We start from the raw sequence: 18,786 nt of genomic DNA, 5'->3' as shown, positions 1-18,786 counted from the left end.
CGCTACGAGCCCAAAGCGGACATCAGCCGCCGGGTAACTCTGCATCAATTACCGGAGCGGTGGGCTGTCAAACCAGGGGTTCGAATGAGAAGACTTCCACGCCGTCGTCGAAACCGCGCAAGGTGTGTGATCCCAACGTGCTGGGTGTTTCGGTGACAAGTTCGGCAAACTCGCTCGTTGCCAGAATGGGTGCATCAACGGACCGGGTCAGCCCCTCCAACCTGCTTACCATTGCGACGGAAGTCCCGGTCACCGTGAAGTCCAGCCTGCTTTCAGTTCCCACGTTGCCGTAGATCGCCGCGCCCATGTGCAGGCCGATTCCAAAATCCGTTCGATTCTCGGGCTCAATTTCCTCGCGCCTTTGAAACGCTTCCCGTGCCGCCGACAGGGCTGCCTCGCACATGTCCTCCGGCAGCCGCCGATGACCATCAAACGGGAAAATCGCGAGCAATCCATCACCGACGAACTTCAGCACCTCGCCACCATGGTCGTGTACCGCACCCGCGACACAGTCAAAGTACCGGTTGACCGCGGCCACGTAGTCACCCGGTGACAGGCGTTGGCTCAGGGCCGTAGAGCCGTGCATGTCGCTGAACAGAAGTGCACAATCGATCTCGCGGACATCGCCACGCGATATTTGGCCGTTCAAGACGGATCGGCCTGAAATCCTGCCCAGGTAGGCCTCCATCAGTTCAGCCGCTAGGAACTGCTCCGTGAAGACGTGGACGGTGCCAAACAGTGGTATCGACAGTCGCGTGAGGCCGTCGATTTCCCGCTGTGTAAAGCCGGAGCGCCTTTTTGTCGCGAAGGACACTGAAGCGCCCAGTACCCACTGCGTGCCGCTTTCGAAGGTAATGCTCCGTTTGCCAAACGGAACGGAAAAGACCAGGTAATCGGTGATGCCCGATGCAGCCAGCTTCTGGTAAATCGGATATTTGTCACGGGTTGACGGATCGGTCAGATTGGCACGCAGCACCGGCATCATTTCCGTCTCGCCGACCAGCCCGTCGGCCAGATCCCAGATATCACTTTGAAAGAACTTAGTGGCTATTCTGGCGGTCAGCTTGGTGTTTTCGCCGAACGGCGCCTTGTCAAAAAGGTCATCGGTCACTGAACTCCGTGGCATGACAGTCCAGTCTATGCGGTCCGTTGATGCATCCCAAGTTGCATCGACCAGTCCGATGACGGGATGCATCATGAGACGGCCCAGCGAAACCCGCGCGACTGGCACACCGCCGTCGATCAGCCTGTGACTGAGATGCTCAACCAGGCCACCAACATCGCCGTCGAAAAAGGCCAGCTTTTGCAACCAGTCGGCAATACGGTCGAAAACATCGGACATGACGCACTCCTCAACCCGCACTTTGTAATAGACGACCGCGCATGTCATTTGAATTGTTGAGCGGCCCATGTGGCCGCTTTGTCCGCTAGGCAGACGTTCAGCAGATTTCAGCGAACGTCCGCTGCCGTTCAATGGAGGCCTTGGGGCGATATTTCTCGGAATGACCACCAACAATGACCGCTTTCCGTTCCTAAGCCGTCATCTGACTGAAAGACTCAGATGACTGCCTTGAGCCCAAAGCGGGCGTTGATTAAGTGAAGAAATACGGCCTCAGTTTAGTTGAAGCTTGTCGAGATTCTGCACTACGGTTCCGTTTCGTCGGATTTACCGTGCACAAGAAGGTTCAGTCTAATGCTCCGAAGCCGAGAGCGATCTTTCGCAGATAGCTCTGAAAAAAGCTCGCGTTCGCCAACTTGATAGGCGACGAATGTACGGACGCGCATCTCCAATTGCTCGCCCTCGAACCCAATCTCCCGAAACAGACCACGAATGTGCTCAAGCCTTTTGTTCATCTCTTTCCGCCAGACACGACGAACCTTTGGATCCTGTCGTGCCCACTGGCGGATCGCGCTGTCGTATCGGCTGAGATCGGCATCGTCTACGACCGCGGCAACAATTGCGAGCTTCTCAATGGGAGAAGCCTCCGCAAATCGCCGCTCTTGAAGGAAGGGGGTGCCATCAAGCTGTAGCCAATAGTCCAGCAAAGCCTTGTGAAGGTCGGTCCTGTCACGAAAGTGATAGTAAAAACCGCTTTTGGCCACGTTCAACTTATCGGCAACTCGTTCGACGCGAACTGCTTCAATCCCCCCGGCCCGAAGTAGGTCGAGCGAGGCGTTTAACCAATCTTGCTTGCTGACACGCCTTTTAACCAAAACACTATTGCCTTTGATCTGTATCAAATTCAGCAGTTATCTAAACCAACTAATATATTCAACTATACGGAGCCGTATATATTTATAGACGGTAGCGTATAGTATTCTTTACAATGCCTGCATGCAAATTTGAGGGGGGAGACTATGAAACATGGACTTAGAACAAGCGCCGCATTCGCGGTATCTATGGCTATTGCAGCTCCAGCGAGCTCCTTTGAACCCGACGGCCCTCATTTGGCAAACGCACAGCGTAATGCTGAGACTTGGGCCGCTGAAGATGCCGAAATTGATGCAAAGCTCGCGGCATTGGTGGAGAAGTTCGGAAAAAAACCCAACATCATTTATATACTGACCGACGATGTCGGCTGGGGTGAGTTGGGTTGGCAAGGCGGTGGAAAGCATCGCGGCACACCTTCGGAAACCCTGGACAAGATGGCATTTGAAGGGATGAGGTTCTGGTCGGGTTACGCCGAACCATCTTGCACACCAACTCGGATCGCCATCAACACGGGTCGCCATCCGGTTCGCACAGGTCTTTTGACTGTTTTATGGCCAGGACAGGTCGACGGGTTGTCACCTGAAGAAGTCACGACAGCAGAAGTTCTATCCGAGGTCGGCTACCAAACCGCGATGTGGGGTAAGTGGCACCTTGGTGATTTGCCCGAGCATGCTCCGGAAAACCAAGGATATGATTACGCGTACTATGGCCTCTTTAATGGAGCCCCGGACTATTGGCAGGCATCATATGAGGATCAAAGCGGCACATTTCCCTTCGCTGACTTCCCCGGAAACGAAACTTATCTGGAAGAGGCGGGTATCGATCTTTCTATAGGCGGTTATGTCGGCCGGAAAGGTGAGGGTCGCATCCCAATCGAAGGTGCAGCTGGGGCGCTCTCACCAGAAAGGCAGGAAGCTTTTGAAAACGAGTCGATCAGCCAGATCACAGAATATGTAAAAGAACATGCCGAGGACGAAAACCCATTCTTCATCTACTGGGCATCATATGCTCAGCAAATCGCGCCAAGCCAAGAGTTCATCGACCACCCGATGGTCGACAAGAATAATCGTCAGGCGTCCTTCATGGCTTTACACAATAAGCATGTCGGCCAATTGCTTGAAACTTTGAAAGCAGAAGGCATCGCAGAAAATACACTGGTCGTTTGGATCAGTGATAATGGTCCCATGTACGCCTTCTGGCCAACCGCCGGCTACACTCTGTTACGCGGTGCAAAAGGAGATGTTCTTGAGGGTGGAGTTCGCGTCCCTGCAATGGCTTGGTGGCCCGGCATGATCCAACCGATGCAAGACCCCATGGACGTAATTCACGTTACTGACCTGTTTACTACAGCAGCTCGGATCGGTGGCGCATTGGACAAAATACCCAGTGACAGGATCACCGACGGTATTGATCAGACATCGCTTCTTCTGAATGGAGAAGGTCATGGACGTCGACAGTTTATGGCCCACTACAGCGCCGATGTGCTTGGCGCATTCCGATACAATGATCACAAAATCCACATCACAGAAGGTCACGGGGGGTTGCCGGGAATGGACTTCTATAATGTGAAGCGAGATCCCGGCGAGAAATACGGCGCGCTTTATCCCGGCCTTTGGGTGGTTCAGCCGATGCAGAAGCTTTTGGGCATGCACTACGGTCGCGTCGAGCAGTTCCCTCACCGTGAACCAATCACTCCTGAGGAAGCACGTCTCAAAGCCCAAGGTCATTGAGCTCACGAGATTTGAGCCGCCGAATTGGCGGCTCGGTCAATATAGAAATCAAGATAGCCAAACGAGCTGAAGTATGAAACAGACCATATCGAAACTTGCCTTAGCGACAGTAACCGTACTCGCTTCGAAGCAAGCCATCGCGGAACCAATTCCGCTCGCCGGACAAAGCGAAACAGAATGGCGTCATACTCTTGCGATCTATGCTTTCCTGCCAGCGAGAACCAGCGGGGACTCTACGGTTGCAGGAGTGACCGTCCCACTTGATCTGGATTTTGGCGACGCGCTGGAGCTCCTCGATTTCGCCGCAGCCGGTAGATACGAAGCCTGGCGTGGCAATTGGGGTTTCATAATTGATGCCAACTATGTTTCGCTTGAAGCCGATGGCAGCTTGCCCACACCTGGAAGCGCTCCGTTCAGCGCCGATATTCGTCAGGAATGGCTGGGTTTTCTTGCGGCGTACAAGGCCGTTGACGCAATCGGTGGTAACGGGCAGCGCTACGCCATCGATCTACAGGCTGGCGCGCGTTATAACTCGTTGCGCCAGGAGATTACAGTGACATCTCCGGCACCAATCCCAGTGTTGGGCGGTGATGAAGGCTGGTGGGAACCCGTAATCGGCGCACGCGGCACTTGGGTGCTCAACGAGCGATGGACCGCAATTGCATCCTTGGAACTTGGCGGCTTTGGCGCAGGCGGTAACGACCTGCAAGTCGGAGCTAATATTGGTGTGGATTGGCGTCCGTGGGAGACAACTTCGCTGTTCTTTGGGTGGCGATATTTCAGCATGGACTACAGCGACACGCTGTCCACAGGGGCGTTCGAATATGACGTCGATCAGCACGGGCCGGTTCTTGGCGTCAAGTTCAGGTTCTGATTTGCGGCCCAGATCAAAGCATGCTCTGCTCTCCGGCCAACGGCGGGTTTGTCCGCAACCCGGTCATAGCCGTGTTTTCTACCAGTGTCTGCTCTGGATCAAAACAGCCGTTTACGCTCCGACCTGTTAATAGGTCCAGAGCCTAATAGTCTCAGCTCCGGCTCACCTTTTTTGTCGTCCTCTGCCGAATGCGGATAGAAGCATGCCCAAACTGCCCGTTAGCGAGCCTTCGCCGCACTCCCGGTGGCTCTAGATGGCGATACTTACCACGAGAAAACTCCGGCAAATCTAAAGCCAGTCCTTGTTTAATTAACTCTGCACCAATGTCTCGACCGTCTGGTAGATAGCATGTTCCCACAAGTCGGTCGTAAGACCTTTCACCATCAAGTTCTGCGGTAATGGCCTGCCCCTTACAAATTTCGACCATCGCCCATTTGGACTTTTGGCCGTAAGGCATGTCCAATTCCGGAGCATCGATTCCAGCCAAACGAATCTTTGTTCCATTTATTCGGATAGTGTCTCCATCTATCACATAGGCACGCCCTTGCAGCATCATGCTCTTTGGCATTGCTGGTATTGGGTATGCTGGCTTGTGGATGCGGCGTCTATTGTTGGGTCGAACAACTGGCTTCAGAGTTGATCGCCGATTGTTAGGTCGAACTACCGGCTTTAGGGAGGTACTTCTCCGACGAGAGCGACCTACTGCACGGCCTAAGGAGCGACCTATAGTGCGGCTTGAGCCAGTGACCTTAATTAAAAGTCCGCCAAAAACAACGGCCAAGACAACTAGTTCCATTATTCCCAAAACCCTTCCACGAAGCGGATGAAGTAGGTTGTTCAATTAGGGTGTTTTTGGGTCGAATTACTTTCGATTCACGGCCAATAGTTTTTTAATTTCCGCCAAAACAAATAATATGCAGATCAATTACTTAGCCGCTCTCGGAAGTCTTAATCCGAATTGATGTTTGTACCGTGATTAATCAACACCCAGGGTAATCAACCAAGTGATGGATACTGGCTTTGATGTTTGGTTCGCCCAGAGAAAAAACACCCGCTGAACTGAGGCGGGGTACCGGCTATTGATCCAACTAGCGAATCGACCCGTAACACTCATGCCCCATTTAGTCTGGGCAGTCCCATGGTCAGACTAAATCCCCGCGTTGCCTATCATCCCAGATTAAGGTGACGCGGGGAACTTTGATCCAAACCGCGATCCTAGGCGTAATCTAGTTACCCCGAAACTAACGCCCGCTTTGTTCAATTGGTTTCCCTCCGAACAATGCGGGTTTTTTTGGGGATGAGGGGGTAACGAGTTTTCCGTCACCAGTGGCCGACCGGACCTTTCAATTCTGGTTCGGTCGGCAACGTATGATATGGCGTTTCCACACCATGCTTTTCCAGCCATTCCAAGACTTCGCCCCATTGGGTTTGGATGCTAGGTGTGCTGCGGTATTCATGCAGCGATTCTTGTCGGCAGCGTAGATCATACGGGATTGTTTGTGGCCACTTGCGCATGTTGAATGTTCTAACTTTGTTCCGGCGCAAGTCAAACAGTTGTCCATCCCGTGACGGGCGTTATCGTTCATTGGTTATTACCACGCGCATTATCCGCACAGAATGTCGATTCCTGCGTTTGGACACCTAAGCCGGACACCTGACGATTAGATATAAAAAAAGGGACCGAAAAGTCCCTGATTTTATTGGCTGGGGTGGTAGGATTCGAACCTACGATACACGGTACCAAAAACCGCTGCCTTACCACTTGGCTACACCCCAACGGTGAGCGGCTGTCTACGATTGTTGCTGTCGGGGTTCAAGAGCTATTTGGCAAAAAAATGTGACGGCCGGAAAAATTTTTGGCGTGTTCATTTGGTAGCAACCAACACTGCCCCGACGCGGTTCCCATCCTGAACTATGTCATGAGCGGCAGCGCAGTCTTCTAGTGTAAAGACTCTCTGGACAGGGCAGGTCAGGGCACCTTCGGTCAGTGCATTGTGTAGGGTCTCAATGGCGGCAGAGCGTAAATTTGCTGGCAAGAGATATATCAGGATCATCTCGAGCGTTACAGCCTTGAACATCATTGGCCCAAAAGGGAAAATCGGTGCCATGTTTTGCGCTGAGCCGTAGGCGTTGATGCGGCCGTTTTCGGCAATTACGGCGGTGTTCGTTTCGATATTTGCTCCGAATTCGACATCGATGACGCGGCTGATTGTGCGCCCGTCATTTGCGCCCAATATCTGATCAGCAAGATCTGGGCTGTTGTAGTCAAGCACCACATCCACGCCCGCCGATTTCACCCGGTCGAAGTTGCGGCGGCTGGCGGTTGCGATGACGCGTGTGCCCGCCCATTTTGCCAACTGAACAGCCAGATACCCGACCGTACCAGCACCACCGTGAATCAGAATCGTATGCCCTTTGGGAGTGCCCCCTGAGAAAACAGCGTGGCAGGCCGTCAGTCCCGGAATACCCAGAACCGCACCAGTCTCGAATGACACTGAATCTGGTAATTCAACGGCTTGAGCGCTGGGCAAGGTAATGTGGCTGGCGGCTGTTCCAAATGCGCGTTGCCATTGCCCGTTCCAGACCCACACGCGCTGCCCGATCCGAGATGCGGGGACGCTGTCGCCGACAGCTGTGATCACGCCAGAGCCGTCGCTATGGGGGATGATCACAGGGAAAGGAGGTTCCGTCACGCCCGGTCGGGTTCCAGCTCGGGCCTTTATGTCGGATGGGTTGACGCCTGAAAATGCCAACTCGACAGTAACTTCACCCGGACCGGGAGGAACCGGGGGAAGGTCTTGAAGATGCAAGACTTTGACTGCGTCTCCGAAAGCGGAATAGGTAACTGCGCGCATGGAATCCTCCGTTTGCCTCAGTTACAACTTAAACCGGCAGTGAATTCAAACCTTTTGCAAAAGGTGATCAGCGCAACGCTGGGCAGGTGTCTTATTCGCGGATCTCTGAAGGGTCGACACCCCAAAGATTCGCCTTCAAAGTCCAGCCCCGATAGCCACCCGCCGTGATCCGGCACCAGTCCAGCGAACACGTGCCAAGGCGGGCCACGACGCCGGTCTCGAAATGTGCATTCACGGGCGAGTTGGGGTCGGGGCGGGTATAGACGGGCAGCATGTCAGATTCGATCAGTACCGTGCGCACACCTGACAACAGAGCATAGTGAACCCAGCCACCGGCCCCGTCTCGGTCCTGAACTTTGCGCCAGTTGCCGTATTCCGCCGTCACCTGCAGTGGCATACCGCGCCGTTTGAAGACCCAGTCGATTCGATGGCTTAGCGACGGCCCGCGCCGAACGTTCCCTTCGGCGGCTTTCATTGACACATAGCGGGGCAGGGGAAGGTTGGTAACCGATCCGCGCTTGTCCTCGGCATGCGCAGCCCAAGAGCTGAACATGACCAGAAATACGGATATCGCCGCCAGACATTGGCGCTTTACCGGTCGAATACCACTCACTGACTGCCTGCTCTTATGCCTGTTGATCCGGTTTCGAAAAAAGGTCGACTCAATGCCACTGGGGTTCTTGTGCCCCGCCTTATCCTGCGCCACGATGCCATGGCGCGCGTCTGTTTGCAAAGCAGTGGGAGGGCCAAGGTGCCAAGAGAACGTCTGAGTGTTGTCGTAACGCGACGGTTGCCCGAAGCGGTGGAAACCCGGTTGAGCGAGTTGTTTGACGTGCGCCTGCGCGATGACGACATGCCGATGACAAGAGATGAGCTGGTGGCCGCGGTACAGGAAGCCGATGTGCTGGTGCCCACGGTGACCGATACGATCGATGGTGGCCTGCTGGGGCAGGCAGGTGAAAACCTTAAGCTGATCGCCAATTATGGGGCGGGTGTCGACAATATTGATGTGTCCACAGCCCGACAGCGCGGCATTCTGGTTTCGAACACGCCGGGTGTGCTGACTGACGACACAGCGGACATGACAATGGCGTTGATCCTGGCCGTAACGCGCCGCATTCCCGAAGGATTGGGCGTGATGCAACAGGGTGACTGGACCGGCTGGGCCCCAACCGCCTTTTTGGGCGGGCGCATCGGGGGGCGGCGTTTAGGTATTCTGGGCATGGGCCGGATCGGGCAGGCCGTTGCGCGGCGGGCAAGTGCGTTTGGAATGCAAGTGCACTATCATAACCGTCGCCGGCTGCGTCCCGAGACCGAGCAAGAGTTAGAGGCGACCTATTGGGAAAGTCTGGATCAGATGGTCGCGCGAATGGATGTGATCTCGGTCAACTGCCCATCGACCCCATCGACATTCCACCTGATGAACGCACGTCGGCTGAAGCTGATGAAACCATCGGCGGTGATCGTGAACACGTCACGCGGTGAAGTTGTCGACGAAAACGCCCTGACGCGGATGATCCGTGCGGGCGAAATCGCAGGTGCAGGGCTGGACGTTTACGAGCAAGGCACCGATGTGAACCCACGACTGCGGCAGCTGCCCAACGTTGTGCTGTTGCCGCATATGGGATCGGCCACTTTGGAAGGGCGGATCGAAATGGGTGAGAAGGTTATCATCAACATCAAGACCTTCGAAGATGGCCACCGTCCGCCAGACCAGGTTGTGCCCTCGATGCTGTAAGCCACCGGAAAGGAGCCTTCATGGACCGGTTTGAAGGGGGGTGCCGCTGTGGACGTTTGCGCATCACGGCTTTGGGCCGTCCTCTTCGGGTTGGGATTTGTCATTGCCTGGACTGTCGTAAGCATCATGGAGCGTTGTTTTATGCGGCAGCAATGTTCCCCAGCGAGGCCGTCGAGATTTCCGGCCCGTCACAGGGCTATGCGGATCGATTTTTTTGCCCAACCTGTGGTTCTCCGGTCTTTGCGCGCAGTGGGTCTGAGGTCGAGGTGCATCCGGGGTGTCTCGACGAGCCCAACCAATTGAAGCCGACTTATGAATGCTGGGCTTCGCGACGCGAAGACTGGTTGCCCGAGTTCACTGGAATGAAGCGGTTTGGCCAGAATCGGGACGATGCCGCGCCCTAGATGGCGAGGCGAAACCTTGCTGTTTAATCACGCCTGTACAGCAAACCATTGCAGAGCGCGGTCATTGCTTACAGGTTTGAAACAAAACGAAGTATTGGAGGATTTGATCAGATGAGATGTGTTTCCGCTTTGTTACTTTCGGCATATGCGCTTTCTACGCCGGTCCTGGCTCAGGAGGCGGCTGATGCCGTTGCGCCAGAAACCGCCACTGAAGGGCAGGTGCAGGCCCTGACCGAAGAGGTCATCGCCGCGCTTGAGGCCAAGCTGGACGGTGTTCCGGTCACATCCGAGAACTGGATGGTGGCCGCAGCCAACCCACTGGCCGTTGAAGCTGGGGCGAAAGTATTGCGCGCAGGCGGGTCTGCTGCGGATGCAATGGTGGCCGTGCAGGTCGTGCTGGGTCTGGTCGAGCCGCAATCCTCGGGCTTGGGCGGCGGAGCGTTTTTGGTTTGGTATGACGCAGCAACTGGGCAGATGACAACACTGGACGGGCGCGAAACCGCCCCACAGGCAGCCACACCGACGCTGTTTCAGGACGAAAATGGGGAGCCGCTGAAGTTCTTCGATGCGGTTGTCGGGGGATTGTCGGTGGGAACTCCGGGCACGCCCGCCTTGCTGGAAGAGGCGCACCGCCGTTGGGGACGTTCCTCTTGGCCTGGTCTGTTCACCGATGGCATCCGGTTGGCGGACGAAGGTTTCCTGGTCTCGCCGCGCTTGGCCAGCCTTGTTGAAAACGACGCCGAGCGCCTGTCGCGTTTTCCCCAGACAGCCGCTTACTTTCTGCCGGGCGGAGAACCTTTGCAGCAGGGGCAACGGCTGACCAATCCGGCCTATGCAGATACCTTGCGTGTATTGGCCAGTGACGGGGCCGCTGGGTTTTATGGCGGTGAGATTGCTGCGGATATTGTCCGCACGGTGCGGAACGCTCCGGGCAATCCGGGGGTTCTGTCCGGCGTTGATTTGGCGCTGTATCAGGTGATCGAACGCGAACCGGTTTGTGCTGCATACCGCGCATACGAAGTCTGCGGTATGGGGCCGCCATCCTCTGGTGCGCTGACCGTGGGGCAGATTCTCGGGATGCTGAACAGCTATGATCTGGCAGCGATGGGCCCCGAAAGCGCGGAAGCCTGGCGGCTGATCGGAGACGCCTCTCGCCTCGCTTTTGCGGATCGGGGTCGTTACATGGCCGATAGTGATTTTGTTCCCATGCCGACAAAGGGGTTGGTTGATGCGGATTATCTTGCGCAGCGCGCGGCTTTGTTGGATGCCGAAGGTGCGCTGGCCGAAATCGCGCCGGGGCAACCCGAATTCGACCATGCGCTGAACTTGGCGGATGATGTGTCGCTCGAGCTGCCCTCGACCTCGCATATCTCGATTGTGGACAGCTATGGCAACGTGCTGTCGATGACAACGACGATCGAAAACGGCTTTGGTTCGCGTCTGATGACGAACGGGTTCCTTTTGAACAACGAGCTGACGGACTTCTCGTTTAAAACCCATAGCGACGGTGTGCCGATTGCCAACCGGCTGGAACCCGGAAAACGCCCGCGTTCCTCCATGAGCCCCACCATCGTGATGCAGGACGGCGCTCCGGTTCTGGCCATCGGGTCGCCGGGTGGCAGCCGCATCATCGGCTATGTCGCGAAGTCGATCATTGCTTGGGCAGATTGGGGAATGGATGTACAGCAGGCGGTGTCCTTGCCACACTTGGTCAATCGCTTCGGAACCTATGACGTCGAGGCAGGCACCGCAGCAGAAGGGTTCACGGACGCGCTGGTGCTGCAAGGTTTTGAGGTCAACCCACGCGATCTGACATCGGGTTTGCACGCTATTGAAATCGGTGACGGGCTGAGGGGGGGCGCCGACCCGCGCCGTGAAGGGATTGCACTGGGCGAGTAGCCCCTTGGAATAAGTGGGTATTGCCCAAACTTTGCGGGCCTTTTAGTCATTGGCTGAAAGGCCCGCAGTGTTTTGGGGCAGGGGAGGATGACGATGGTACAAGCTAAGGCGTTGCCTAGAAATGAAACAGGCATAGAAACCGCGATCAGCATTCTCAAACAACGTTTCGGCGACAGGCTGCAAACAAGCGCAGCGATTCGGGAACAGCACGGCCACACCACGACCTGGATTGAAAACCAAAGCCCGGATGCCGTGGTTTTCCCGCATACAACGCAGGAAGTTTCAGACATTGTCAAAACCTGCGCGGTGCACCGCGTACCGGTTATCCCCTTCGGCACTGGCACATCGCTGGAGGGGCATGTGAATGCGCCGGCAGGCGGCATCTCGGTCGATTTGACGCAAATGGACAAGGTGCTGGCGGTTCATGCCGAAGACCTGGACTGCGTTGTGCAACCCGGCGTGACCCGCGAGGCGCTGAATACGCATTTACGCGATCAGGGTTTGTTCTTTCCGATTGACCCCGGGGCCAATGCGTCGCTGGGCGGCATGGCCGCTACGCGCGCTTCGGGCACCAATGCAGTGCGATACGGCACGATGAAGGACAATGTTCTCAGCCTCGAGGCGGTCATGCCTGATGGCCAGATCATCCGCACAGGACAAAGGGCCAAGAAATCCTCGGCCGGGTATGATTTGGCCCGTCTATTGGTCGGGGCCGAAGGTACGCTTGGGATCATCACGGAGCTGACCCTGCGGCTGCAGGGTATCCCCGAAGCGATCAGTTCAGCGCGATGTTCGTTTCCAACGGTGGACGCGGCCTGCCGCGCGGTGATGATGACGATCCAATATGGTATCCCGGTCGCCCGGATCGAGCTATTGGACGAAATGTCGGTTCAAGCCGCTAACGCTTATTCCGGGCTGAGCCTGCCGGAAACGCCGTTGTTGCTGCTGGAATTTCACGGCTCGGAAAGCGGCGCGGTTGAACAGGCTGAAACCTTTGGCCAGATCGCAGAAGAATTCGGCGGTACCGATTTTGCCGCGACCACGACCACCGAGGAACGGAACAAGCTGTGGCAGGCGCGGCATGATATGTATTGGGCGTGTCTGCAACTGCGCCCCGGCGCACGCGGTATTTCTACGGATGTCTGTGTACCGATTTCATGTTTGGCCGAATGTGTGACCCAGACCCAAAGAAAGGCAGCCGAACTTGGCTTGCTTGCTCCGGTGGTGGGCCATGTCGGGGATGGCAATTTCCACACGCTGTTGCTGATCGACATGGAAAATGCAGAAGAGGTCGCCAAGGCGGACGCCTTTGTTGGCTGGCTCAACGATCTTGCGATCTCGATGGAAGGCACCTGCACGGGGGAACATGGCATAGGGCAGGGCAAGCGACCTTACCTTGAGAAAGAGCTTGGGGTCGCCACACAGTATATGGCCGCAATCAAGGCCGCGCTGGATCCCCTCAACATTATGAACCCCGGCAAAATTCTGTCTGATCAGCCCTAGCGGTTTCGCGATCTGGTCCGTTTTGCGCCCTTAAATCGTCCACATGTTTTGATCTGAAAGGCGTATAGACAGACAGGTGGTCGACATGAGTGCAAAATATCTGGCAGGCTTTATCACAATCTGCGGATTGGCTGTTGCTGGGCTGGATTTTTACCAGCAAGCCAAGGCATCGGAAGACGGTATGGGCATCAAAGGCTATCTCGCCTCGGTATCTTCGCGCGTCGGATTCACAGACAGCCATGCCGAGGCAGAGGCACAGGTAACCCAACCACAGGAACCAGCAGCTCAGAAACCTTCAGACGAGGGCGGCAGGCTGGTTTGCACCACGGTCGGAACCAGCAAACGTTGCAGTTCCAGTGGCTGAAGTCGGCGGCTGAATGATCGATCTGCGACCTGCATTTGTTGTTCGGGTCGTTTTTTTCCTATCACTGGTCGGATGAATGTCGCGCGTCGCCCCCTAACTGCGCCATATGGTGTCAGCTGAATTCAAGGGGAGACGCCCGGTTATGAAAACCCAAGTCAAAGCACTGGTCGTTGGCGGTGGCGCCATCGGAACCTCGATTGCCTATCACCTGGCCAAGGCTGGCTGGGATGACGTGATGCTTATCGAACGGGACGAGCTGACTTCGGGCTCGACCTGGCACGCAGCTGGCCTTTTGCCGCTGTTCAACATGTCTTACGCAACCACCCATATCCACAAATACTCGGTCGACTTCTACAAGACGCTGGAAGAGGAAACCGGTCTGAACGCGGGCTTCGCGGTGGTCGGCAACCTGCGCATGGCGCAGACGCAGGATCGTATGGATGAATATATGCTCTATGCCTCCACAGCTGAGACGTGTGACGTCAAATACGAATGGCTGACCCCGGATCAGATTAAAGAGCGCTGGCCTTTGATTGAAACCGGCGATCTGAAAGGTGCGATCTATCACACCGAGGACGGCTATATTAACCCCGCAGACGTCACGCAGGCCATGGCCAAAGGTGCCCGTCAGCGCGGCGTTGATATCGTCCGCAAGATGCAGGCCGACGCCTTCCACTGGAACGGCACCCATTGGGAAGTCACCTGCACCAAGATGATCGAACAGGGCGGCAACCTTGTTCCATCAGACGAACAGGTCGTCATCACCGCCGAGCACGTTGTGACCGCTTCGGGCAACCATGCGCAGCGCACCGCCAAGATGCTGGGCATCAAGATGCCTGCAATTCCGGTCGAGCACACCTTCATCGTCATGGACAAAGACCCAGAGCTGGTCAAATGGCGTGAAGCCGGCAACCCCGAGCACCCCGTTGTGCGCGACGCCGACAACGAATCCTACGCGCGCGAAGAGCGCGGCGGCTGGATTCTGGGTATCTACGAGCACGGCGCGCCTGCGCGCTTCGAATACGGCGTGCCGGACAGCTTCCGTGCCGACCTGTTCCCATTGGACATCGATCGTATCGCGGATCAGTATATGGCTATGGCTGAACGCGTGCCTTCTTGCGCTGACTCCGGCCTGAAAGACGATTTCAACGGCCCAATCTGCTATACCCCCGACGGCAACCCGCTGGTTGGCCCGGCTCCGGGTCTGCGCAACATGTGGCTGGCCGAGGGTTTCAGCTTCGGTATCACCGCTGCTGGTGGCACCGGTTATTATCTGGCGCAGATGATGGTCGATGGAGAAGCCGAGATCGACATGGCCTCGCTGGACCCCAAACGGTATTCGTCCAACTGGATGACAACCGAGTTTGCGGCGCGCAAGAACGAAGAGTGCTACGAACACGTCTACATCCTGCACCACCCCGATGAAGAGCGTGAAGCCTGCCGTCCGCTGCGCACAGTTCCGGCCTATGACCGCCAGAAAGCACGCGGCGCTCAGTTCGGCTGGGTCAACGGCTGGGAACGTCCGAACTATTTCGGCCCCGTCGATGCACCTGACAACTTCGACAAGGAAAGCCGGTCGTTCCGCCGTGGTGGCTGGTGGCAATATGCCGTCGAAGAAGCCAAGGCGATCCGTGAAGGCGTTGGCCTGATCGACGCATCGGCCTTCACCAAGCATGTCGTCAAAGGCCCCGGAGCGACCCAGTTCCTGGATTGGTTCACCTGCAACAAGCTGCCCAAGGTCGGTCGTATCAACCTGACCTACGCGCTGACCTCGCACGGCACCACCCGTACCGAATACACCATCGTCCGCAATGGTGAGAACAACTACTACATCGTCTCTGCCGGTGCCTGGACCGAGTATGATGCCGATTACCTGCGCAAGGCGGCCGAGGACAAGATGGAGGAGTTCGGTTACATCGAAATCCAGGACGTGACCACTCAGTGGGGCGTTTTTGCCATCGCCGGACCCAAGTCCCGCGACGTTCTGAAAGAGGTCATCAAAGATGCCGATCCAGAAACCGCGCTGTCCAACAAGCGCTTCCCGTGGCTGTCGGCGCGTCAGATCGAACTGGGCATGTGCCCGGTCAACGCGATCCGCGTGGCCTACACCGGTGAGCTGGGGTGGGAACTGCATCACCCGATCGAGATGCAGAACTACCTGTTCGACCTGCTGGAAAAAGCCGGTGAGAAACACGGTATGAAGCTGGTCGGTGCCCGTGCTCAGAACTGGCTGCGCCAGGAGAAATCCTATCGCGCTTTCGGTACCGAACTGGGACGAGATGCAACTCCGCTTGAGGCCGATTTACCGCGCTTTGTGGACCTGTCCAAGGAGTTCTACGGCAAGGCCAAGCTGGAAGAGACCGGTGTGCGCGTGAAGTGTTGTACCCTGTTGATCGACGGACCAGACGATGCCGACCCGTGGGGCCGTGAGGTGCTATATACACCGGAGGGTGAGCGTGTGGGTCGTCTGACTTCGGGCGGGTATTCGGTGGCTTTTGAGAAGTCCATCGGCATGGGTTACGTTAAGCCAGAGCTGGCGGTCGAAGGTACCAAGTTGAAAGTCAAAATGCAGGACAAGCTGTGGGATGCAGTTGTCACATGCGACAGCCCCTACGATCCGAAGAACGAGGTTATCCGCAAAGACGGATAAGCCGCAGTCAATGGCATCAGCTGTGCAATAAATGCGCCGCCTATGGCGGCACATGCCTCCGGCGGAGGTATTAAAAAACAGAAGAAGAGGGGGCTGGGTTCAAAATTCAGCCCCCCTGCTTTTTTGCAAGGGGGCCTTCTCCTGTTGCGGTCATCGGCGCCTCCGCCTGTACCGCAAAACCATCATTCCCGTTCAGAGTTAACGATCCGTTACTTCTTCTGTTCAAAAATACCTCCGCCGGAGGCAAGCCTGCGTCAGCAGGCTTTTGGGGATGCTCCCAGACTACAGGGTATTCAATTCGTCGAAACACTCCAACGCTTTGGCAGCATACATCATGGCTGGTCCACCACCCATCTGAATGGCCATTGCCAAGACGTCCGACACTTCATCTCTTGTCGCGCCAACTTTGACCAAAGCTTCTGTGTGTAGGGAGATACAGGGCTCGCATCGGAGCGTAACCGACATGCCCAAAGCGATGAATTCCTTTGTCTTGTAGTCAAGTGTTCCGCCTTCCTTCACAACCTTCCCAAGCGTCCCGAAAGCGCGCGTGGTTTCCGGGATGGACCCGTTGAGATTGCGTAGGCTCTTGCGCGTTTCAGAGAGTTTTCCTTGCCAGTCCATTGCAGCCGCCTTTTCATATACCGTAATCAGAATATGAGGCGGATAGTAGGGCTCTGACTTTGATCTCGATCAGTCCGCTGGTCGCGATGTGACAAATGCAAGGTTGTTAGCGGGCATATCAACAGTCTTCAGTACGTTGAGACCAAATTCTTCAAACAACGCAAGTGTTTCGGTGTCATTTTTGTACCCAATGTCAGGGTCTTGTTCGGTCAGAGCTTGGTGAAATCTCTTGTCTCCGTCACTGGTGAGCAGTCCCGACCGCATAAATGGTCCATAAAGAACAAACCGCCCGGATGGTGCGAGTGCCTTGGCGACCTCTGCGACAATAGTTCGTGTTTCCTGCCAACTGATCAAGTGTATCAGGTTGATCAACACGATCATGTTTTGTCCGACGAACCGGGCATGCCAGCCTGTGGCGGTCGCATCCAGTTCTTCGGCCAAGGCGACATTCGGAAACTCACGCACGTAGGCATCGATACTGGCACGCCGATCTGGGTCGATTTCCGTTGGCTGCCACTCCAAGTCGGGTAACTGGGCCGCAAAAGCCGCCATATGCTGACCGGTCCCACTGGCGATTTCTAACGACCGCCCTTGTGGCGGAGCCCAGTCGCGCAGCAATGCACATAGAACGTCAGAGTTTCGCGATGCCGCAGGGGCCACCATTTTGCCGTCCTCGGCTGTATTGGCGACGCTGGCAGAGGGGGGAAGCTTGCGTTTGGTCATCGCTTCAACCTTTCCGGGGTCAACATGGCAACATTCTCGGCATCAAGGGCAGGGGGGGTTCCGACCACCAAATCGCAAAGCAGCTGAGAGGCAGCCGGTGCCGTTTGGAAACCATATCCGCCTTGGCCCGCGCTCCAGATGAATGTTGGGTCGTGAGGGTCTGGTCCAAGCACCAAAGTCCCGTCTGGGGCAAAACTGCGCAGGCCGGCCCAAGTTGTTTCGACACGTTTGACTACTTCGGTCATCAGGGCTTCGTAGCGTGCCAAACCTTCTGCCAGAACCAAATCGTCGGCATAGGCATCCTGAGGTGGAATTGGGTCTGCTTCGGATGGCGAGACCAACAGTTTCCCGGCATCTGGTTTGGCGTACCACGTTTCACCCACACCAAGCATCATGGGCCAGCACGACACATCATGGCCTCCGGGGGCGGGCAGTCGGGCCATAGACCGGCGGCGAGGCGTGATACCGATAGGTGGAAGGTCAGCAAGTCTGGCGATTTCGTCGACCCAGGCCCCTGCAGCATTAACCAAATTGCGTGCTTCAAAACTCTGACCGGCGGTGACGATCCAATGTGTGTCTTTGCAGATGGCTGTAACTTTGTGCTTGGTTGAAACCGTCCCGCGGTTGTGCCGGATGGTCCTGGCGAAGTCCTGCAACAAACGATCCGTGTCGATGTCAAATGCGGCCTCGCTGACTGCTGCAAAACCGACCTGTTCGGGGTTCAGGATCGGAACGCGCGCGATGGCCTCATCTACCGATATCTGGGCCATGTTCAGCTCGTTGGAATCGGCATCGAACTGCTGAGATTGGTCTTGTGCACCGACCAGCATCAAACCCCGTGGGGTCAGATAGCCACCATTCTGTGTGTGCAGAAAGTCACCCCCGGCTTTGTTCAAAGCGACCACTGAAGGTGGTCCATAGCTTTCTTCAAACAATGCCGCAGATCGCCCGGATGCGTGATAGCCCAGGGCGTCTTCGGCTTCGAGTACCATCACTTTTCCGTGCGTCGAAAGACGTGCGCCCGCACTAAGTCCGGCGATGCCGCCTCCGATGATCAGGAAATCAATCATTTCTTGTTAACCCTACAGATCAGAGACAGGCCGGTTTTCTGGGAGAGCACATTTGCCCGCGCGCCTCTGGTTCGTTTTGCGTTTGGCTTTCCGGACTATAAGCAGCCTTGAATTTATGCTTCAACCCGGTCAAAGACGTACCA

At 56.1% G+C, this 18,786-nt stretch carries 16 protein-coding genes and 1 tRNA gene; 8 read left to right on the top strand and 9 right to left on the bottom strand.

Going from position 1 to position 18,786, the window contains the following annotated elements; genetic code table 11:
* Window positions 1-67 precede the first annotated feature (67 nt).
* Complete coding sequence (locus GS636_RS06570) at window positions 68-1,342, bottom strand: adenylate/guanylate cyclase domain-containing protein (protein ID WP_171668870.1); 1,275 nt, start codon at window positions 1,340-1,342, stop codon at window positions 68-70.
* A 302-nt stretch (window positions 1,343-1,644) separates the two neighbouring features.
* Window positions 1,645-2,241 carry a TetR/AcrR family transcriptional regulator gene (locus GS636_RS06565; protein WP_171188246.1) on the bottom strand — a complete coding sequence of 199 codons (597 nt, stop codon included), beginning with the start codon at window positions 2,239-2,241 and terminating at the stop codon, window positions 1,645-1,647.
* A gap of 117 nt (window positions 2,242-2,358) precedes the next feature.
* Between GS636_RS06565 and GS636_RS06560 the strand changes: the two genes are divergently transcribed.
* Window positions 2,359-3,942, top strand: coding sequence for a sulfatase-like hydrolase/transferase (locus tag GS636_RS06560; protein ID WP_171668869.1), 1,584 nt, complete (start codon window positions 2,359-2,361; stop codon window positions 3,940-3,942).
* A gap of 73 nt (window positions 3,943-4,015) precedes the next feature.
* Window positions 4,016-4,816: an outer membrane protein gene (locus GS636_RS06555; protein WP_171668868.1), complete on the top strand. Its 801-nt coding sequence runs from the start codon at window positions 4,016-4,018 to the stop codon at window positions 4,814-4,816.
* Window positions 4,817-4,967: 151 nt separating this feature from the next.
* On the opposite strand, the gene GS636_RS22860 is transcribed toward GS636_RS06555, so the two are convergent.
* From GS636_RS22860 to GS636_RS06535, 4 genes are all read right to left on the bottom strand, one after another.
* Complete coding sequence (locus GS636_RS22860; protein ID WP_371808704.1) at window positions 4,968-5,369, bottom strand: thermonuclease family protein; 402 nt, start codon at window positions 5,367-5,369, stop codon at window positions 4,968-4,970.
* 1,148 nt (window positions 5,370-6,517) lie between these two features.
* A tRNA-Gln gene (locus GS636_RS06545) sits at window positions 6,518-6,592 on the bottom strand.
* 89 nt (window positions 6,593-6,681) lie between these two features.
* Window positions 6,682-7,671, bottom strand: a complete 990-nt coding sequence (locus GS636_RS06540) for an NADPH:quinone reductase (protein ID WP_171668866.1) — start codon at window positions 7,669-7,671, stop codon at window positions 6,682-6,684.
* Window positions 7,672-7,762: 91 nt separating this feature from the next.
* Window positions 7,763-8,224: an SH3 domain-containing protein gene (locus tag GS636_RS06535; protein WP_171092660.1), complete on the bottom strand. Its 462-nt coding sequence runs from the start codon at window positions 8,222-8,224 to the stop codon at window positions 7,763-7,765.
* Window positions 8,225-8,422: 198 nt separating this feature from the next.
* Between GS636_RS06535 and GS636_RS06530 the strand changes: the two genes are divergently transcribed.
* From GS636_RS06530 to GS636_RS06505, 6 genes are all read left to right on the top strand, one after another.
* The gene (locus GS636_RS06530) at window positions 8,423-9,409 is read left to right on the top strand and encodes an NAD(P)-dependent oxidoreductase (RefSeq protein WP_171668865.1); all 987 of its coding nucleotides are present in this window, start codon (window positions 8,423-8,425) and stop codon (window positions 9,407-9,409) included.
* A gap of 20 nt (window positions 9,410-9,429) precedes the next feature.
* Complete coding sequence (locus tag GS636_RS06525) at window positions 9,430-9,813, top strand: GFA family protein (protein ID WP_171668864.1); 384 nt, start codon at window positions 9,430-9,432, stop codon at window positions 9,811-9,813.
* 111 nt (window positions 9,814-9,924) lie between these two features.
* Window positions 9,925-11,712, top strand: a complete 1,788-nt coding sequence (gene ggt / locus GS636_RS06520; RefSeq protein ID WP_171668863.1) for a gamma-glutamyltransferase — start codon at window positions 9,925-9,927, stop codon at window positions 11,710-11,712.
* A 93-nt stretch (window positions 11,713-11,805) separates the two neighbouring features.
* Complete coding sequence (locus tag GS636_RS06515; protein ID WP_171668862.1) at window positions 11,806-13,215, top strand: FAD-binding oxidoreductase; 1,410 nt, start codon at window positions 11,806-11,808, stop codon at window positions 13,213-13,215.
* Window positions 13,216-13,300: 85 nt separating this feature from the next.
* On the top strand, window positions 13,301-13,579 hold the full coding sequence (locus GS636_RS06510) for a hypothetical protein (protein ID WP_171668861.1): 279 nt from the start codon (window positions 13,301-13,303) through the stop codon (window positions 13,577-13,579).
* A 142-nt stretch (window positions 13,580-13,721) separates the two neighbouring features.
* Window positions 13,722-16,229 (top strand): FAD-dependent oxidoreductase, encoded by a 2,508-nt coding sequence (locus GS636_RS06505; protein WP_171668860.1) that lies wholly within the window; start codon window positions 13,722-13,724, stop codon window positions 16,227-16,229.
* A gap of 282 nt (window positions 16,230-16,511) precedes the next feature.
* Here the strand turns inward: GS636_RS06505 and GS636_RS06500 are convergent, their stop codons facing one another.
* From GS636_RS06500 to GS636_RS06490, 3 genes are all read right to left on the bottom strand, one after another.
* The gene (locus GS636_RS06500) at window positions 16,512-16,850 is read right to left on the bottom strand and encodes a carboxymuconolactone decarboxylase family protein (RefSeq protein ID WP_171646595.1); all 339 of its coding nucleotides are present in this window, start codon (window positions 16,848-16,850) and stop codon (window positions 16,512-16,514) included.
* A 69-nt stretch (window positions 16,851-16,919) separates the two neighbouring features.
* Window positions 16,920-17,573: a DUF938 domain-containing protein gene (locus GS636_RS06495; RefSeq protein WP_171668859.1), complete on the bottom strand. Its 654-nt coding sequence runs from the start codon at window positions 17,571-17,573 to the stop codon at window positions 16,920-16,922.
* Window positions 17,570-18,643, bottom strand: coding sequence for an FAD-binding oxidoreductase (locus GS636_RS06490; RefSeq protein ID WP_171668858.1), 1,074 nt, complete (start codon window positions 18,641-18,643; stop codon window positions 17,570-17,572). Before GS636_RS06490 ends, GS636_RS06495 begins: the two co-directional genes overlap by 4 nt.
* Between the last annotated feature and the right edge of the window lie 143 nt (window positions 18,644-18,786).

The sequence above is a fragment of the Ruegeria sp. HKCCD4884 genome, assembly GCF_013110855.1.
GTDB lineage: Bacteria > Pseudomonadota > Alphaproteobacteria > Rhodobacterales > Rhodobacteraceae > Ruegeria.
This window is presented reverse-complemented; position numbering and strand designations above follow the sequence as displayed.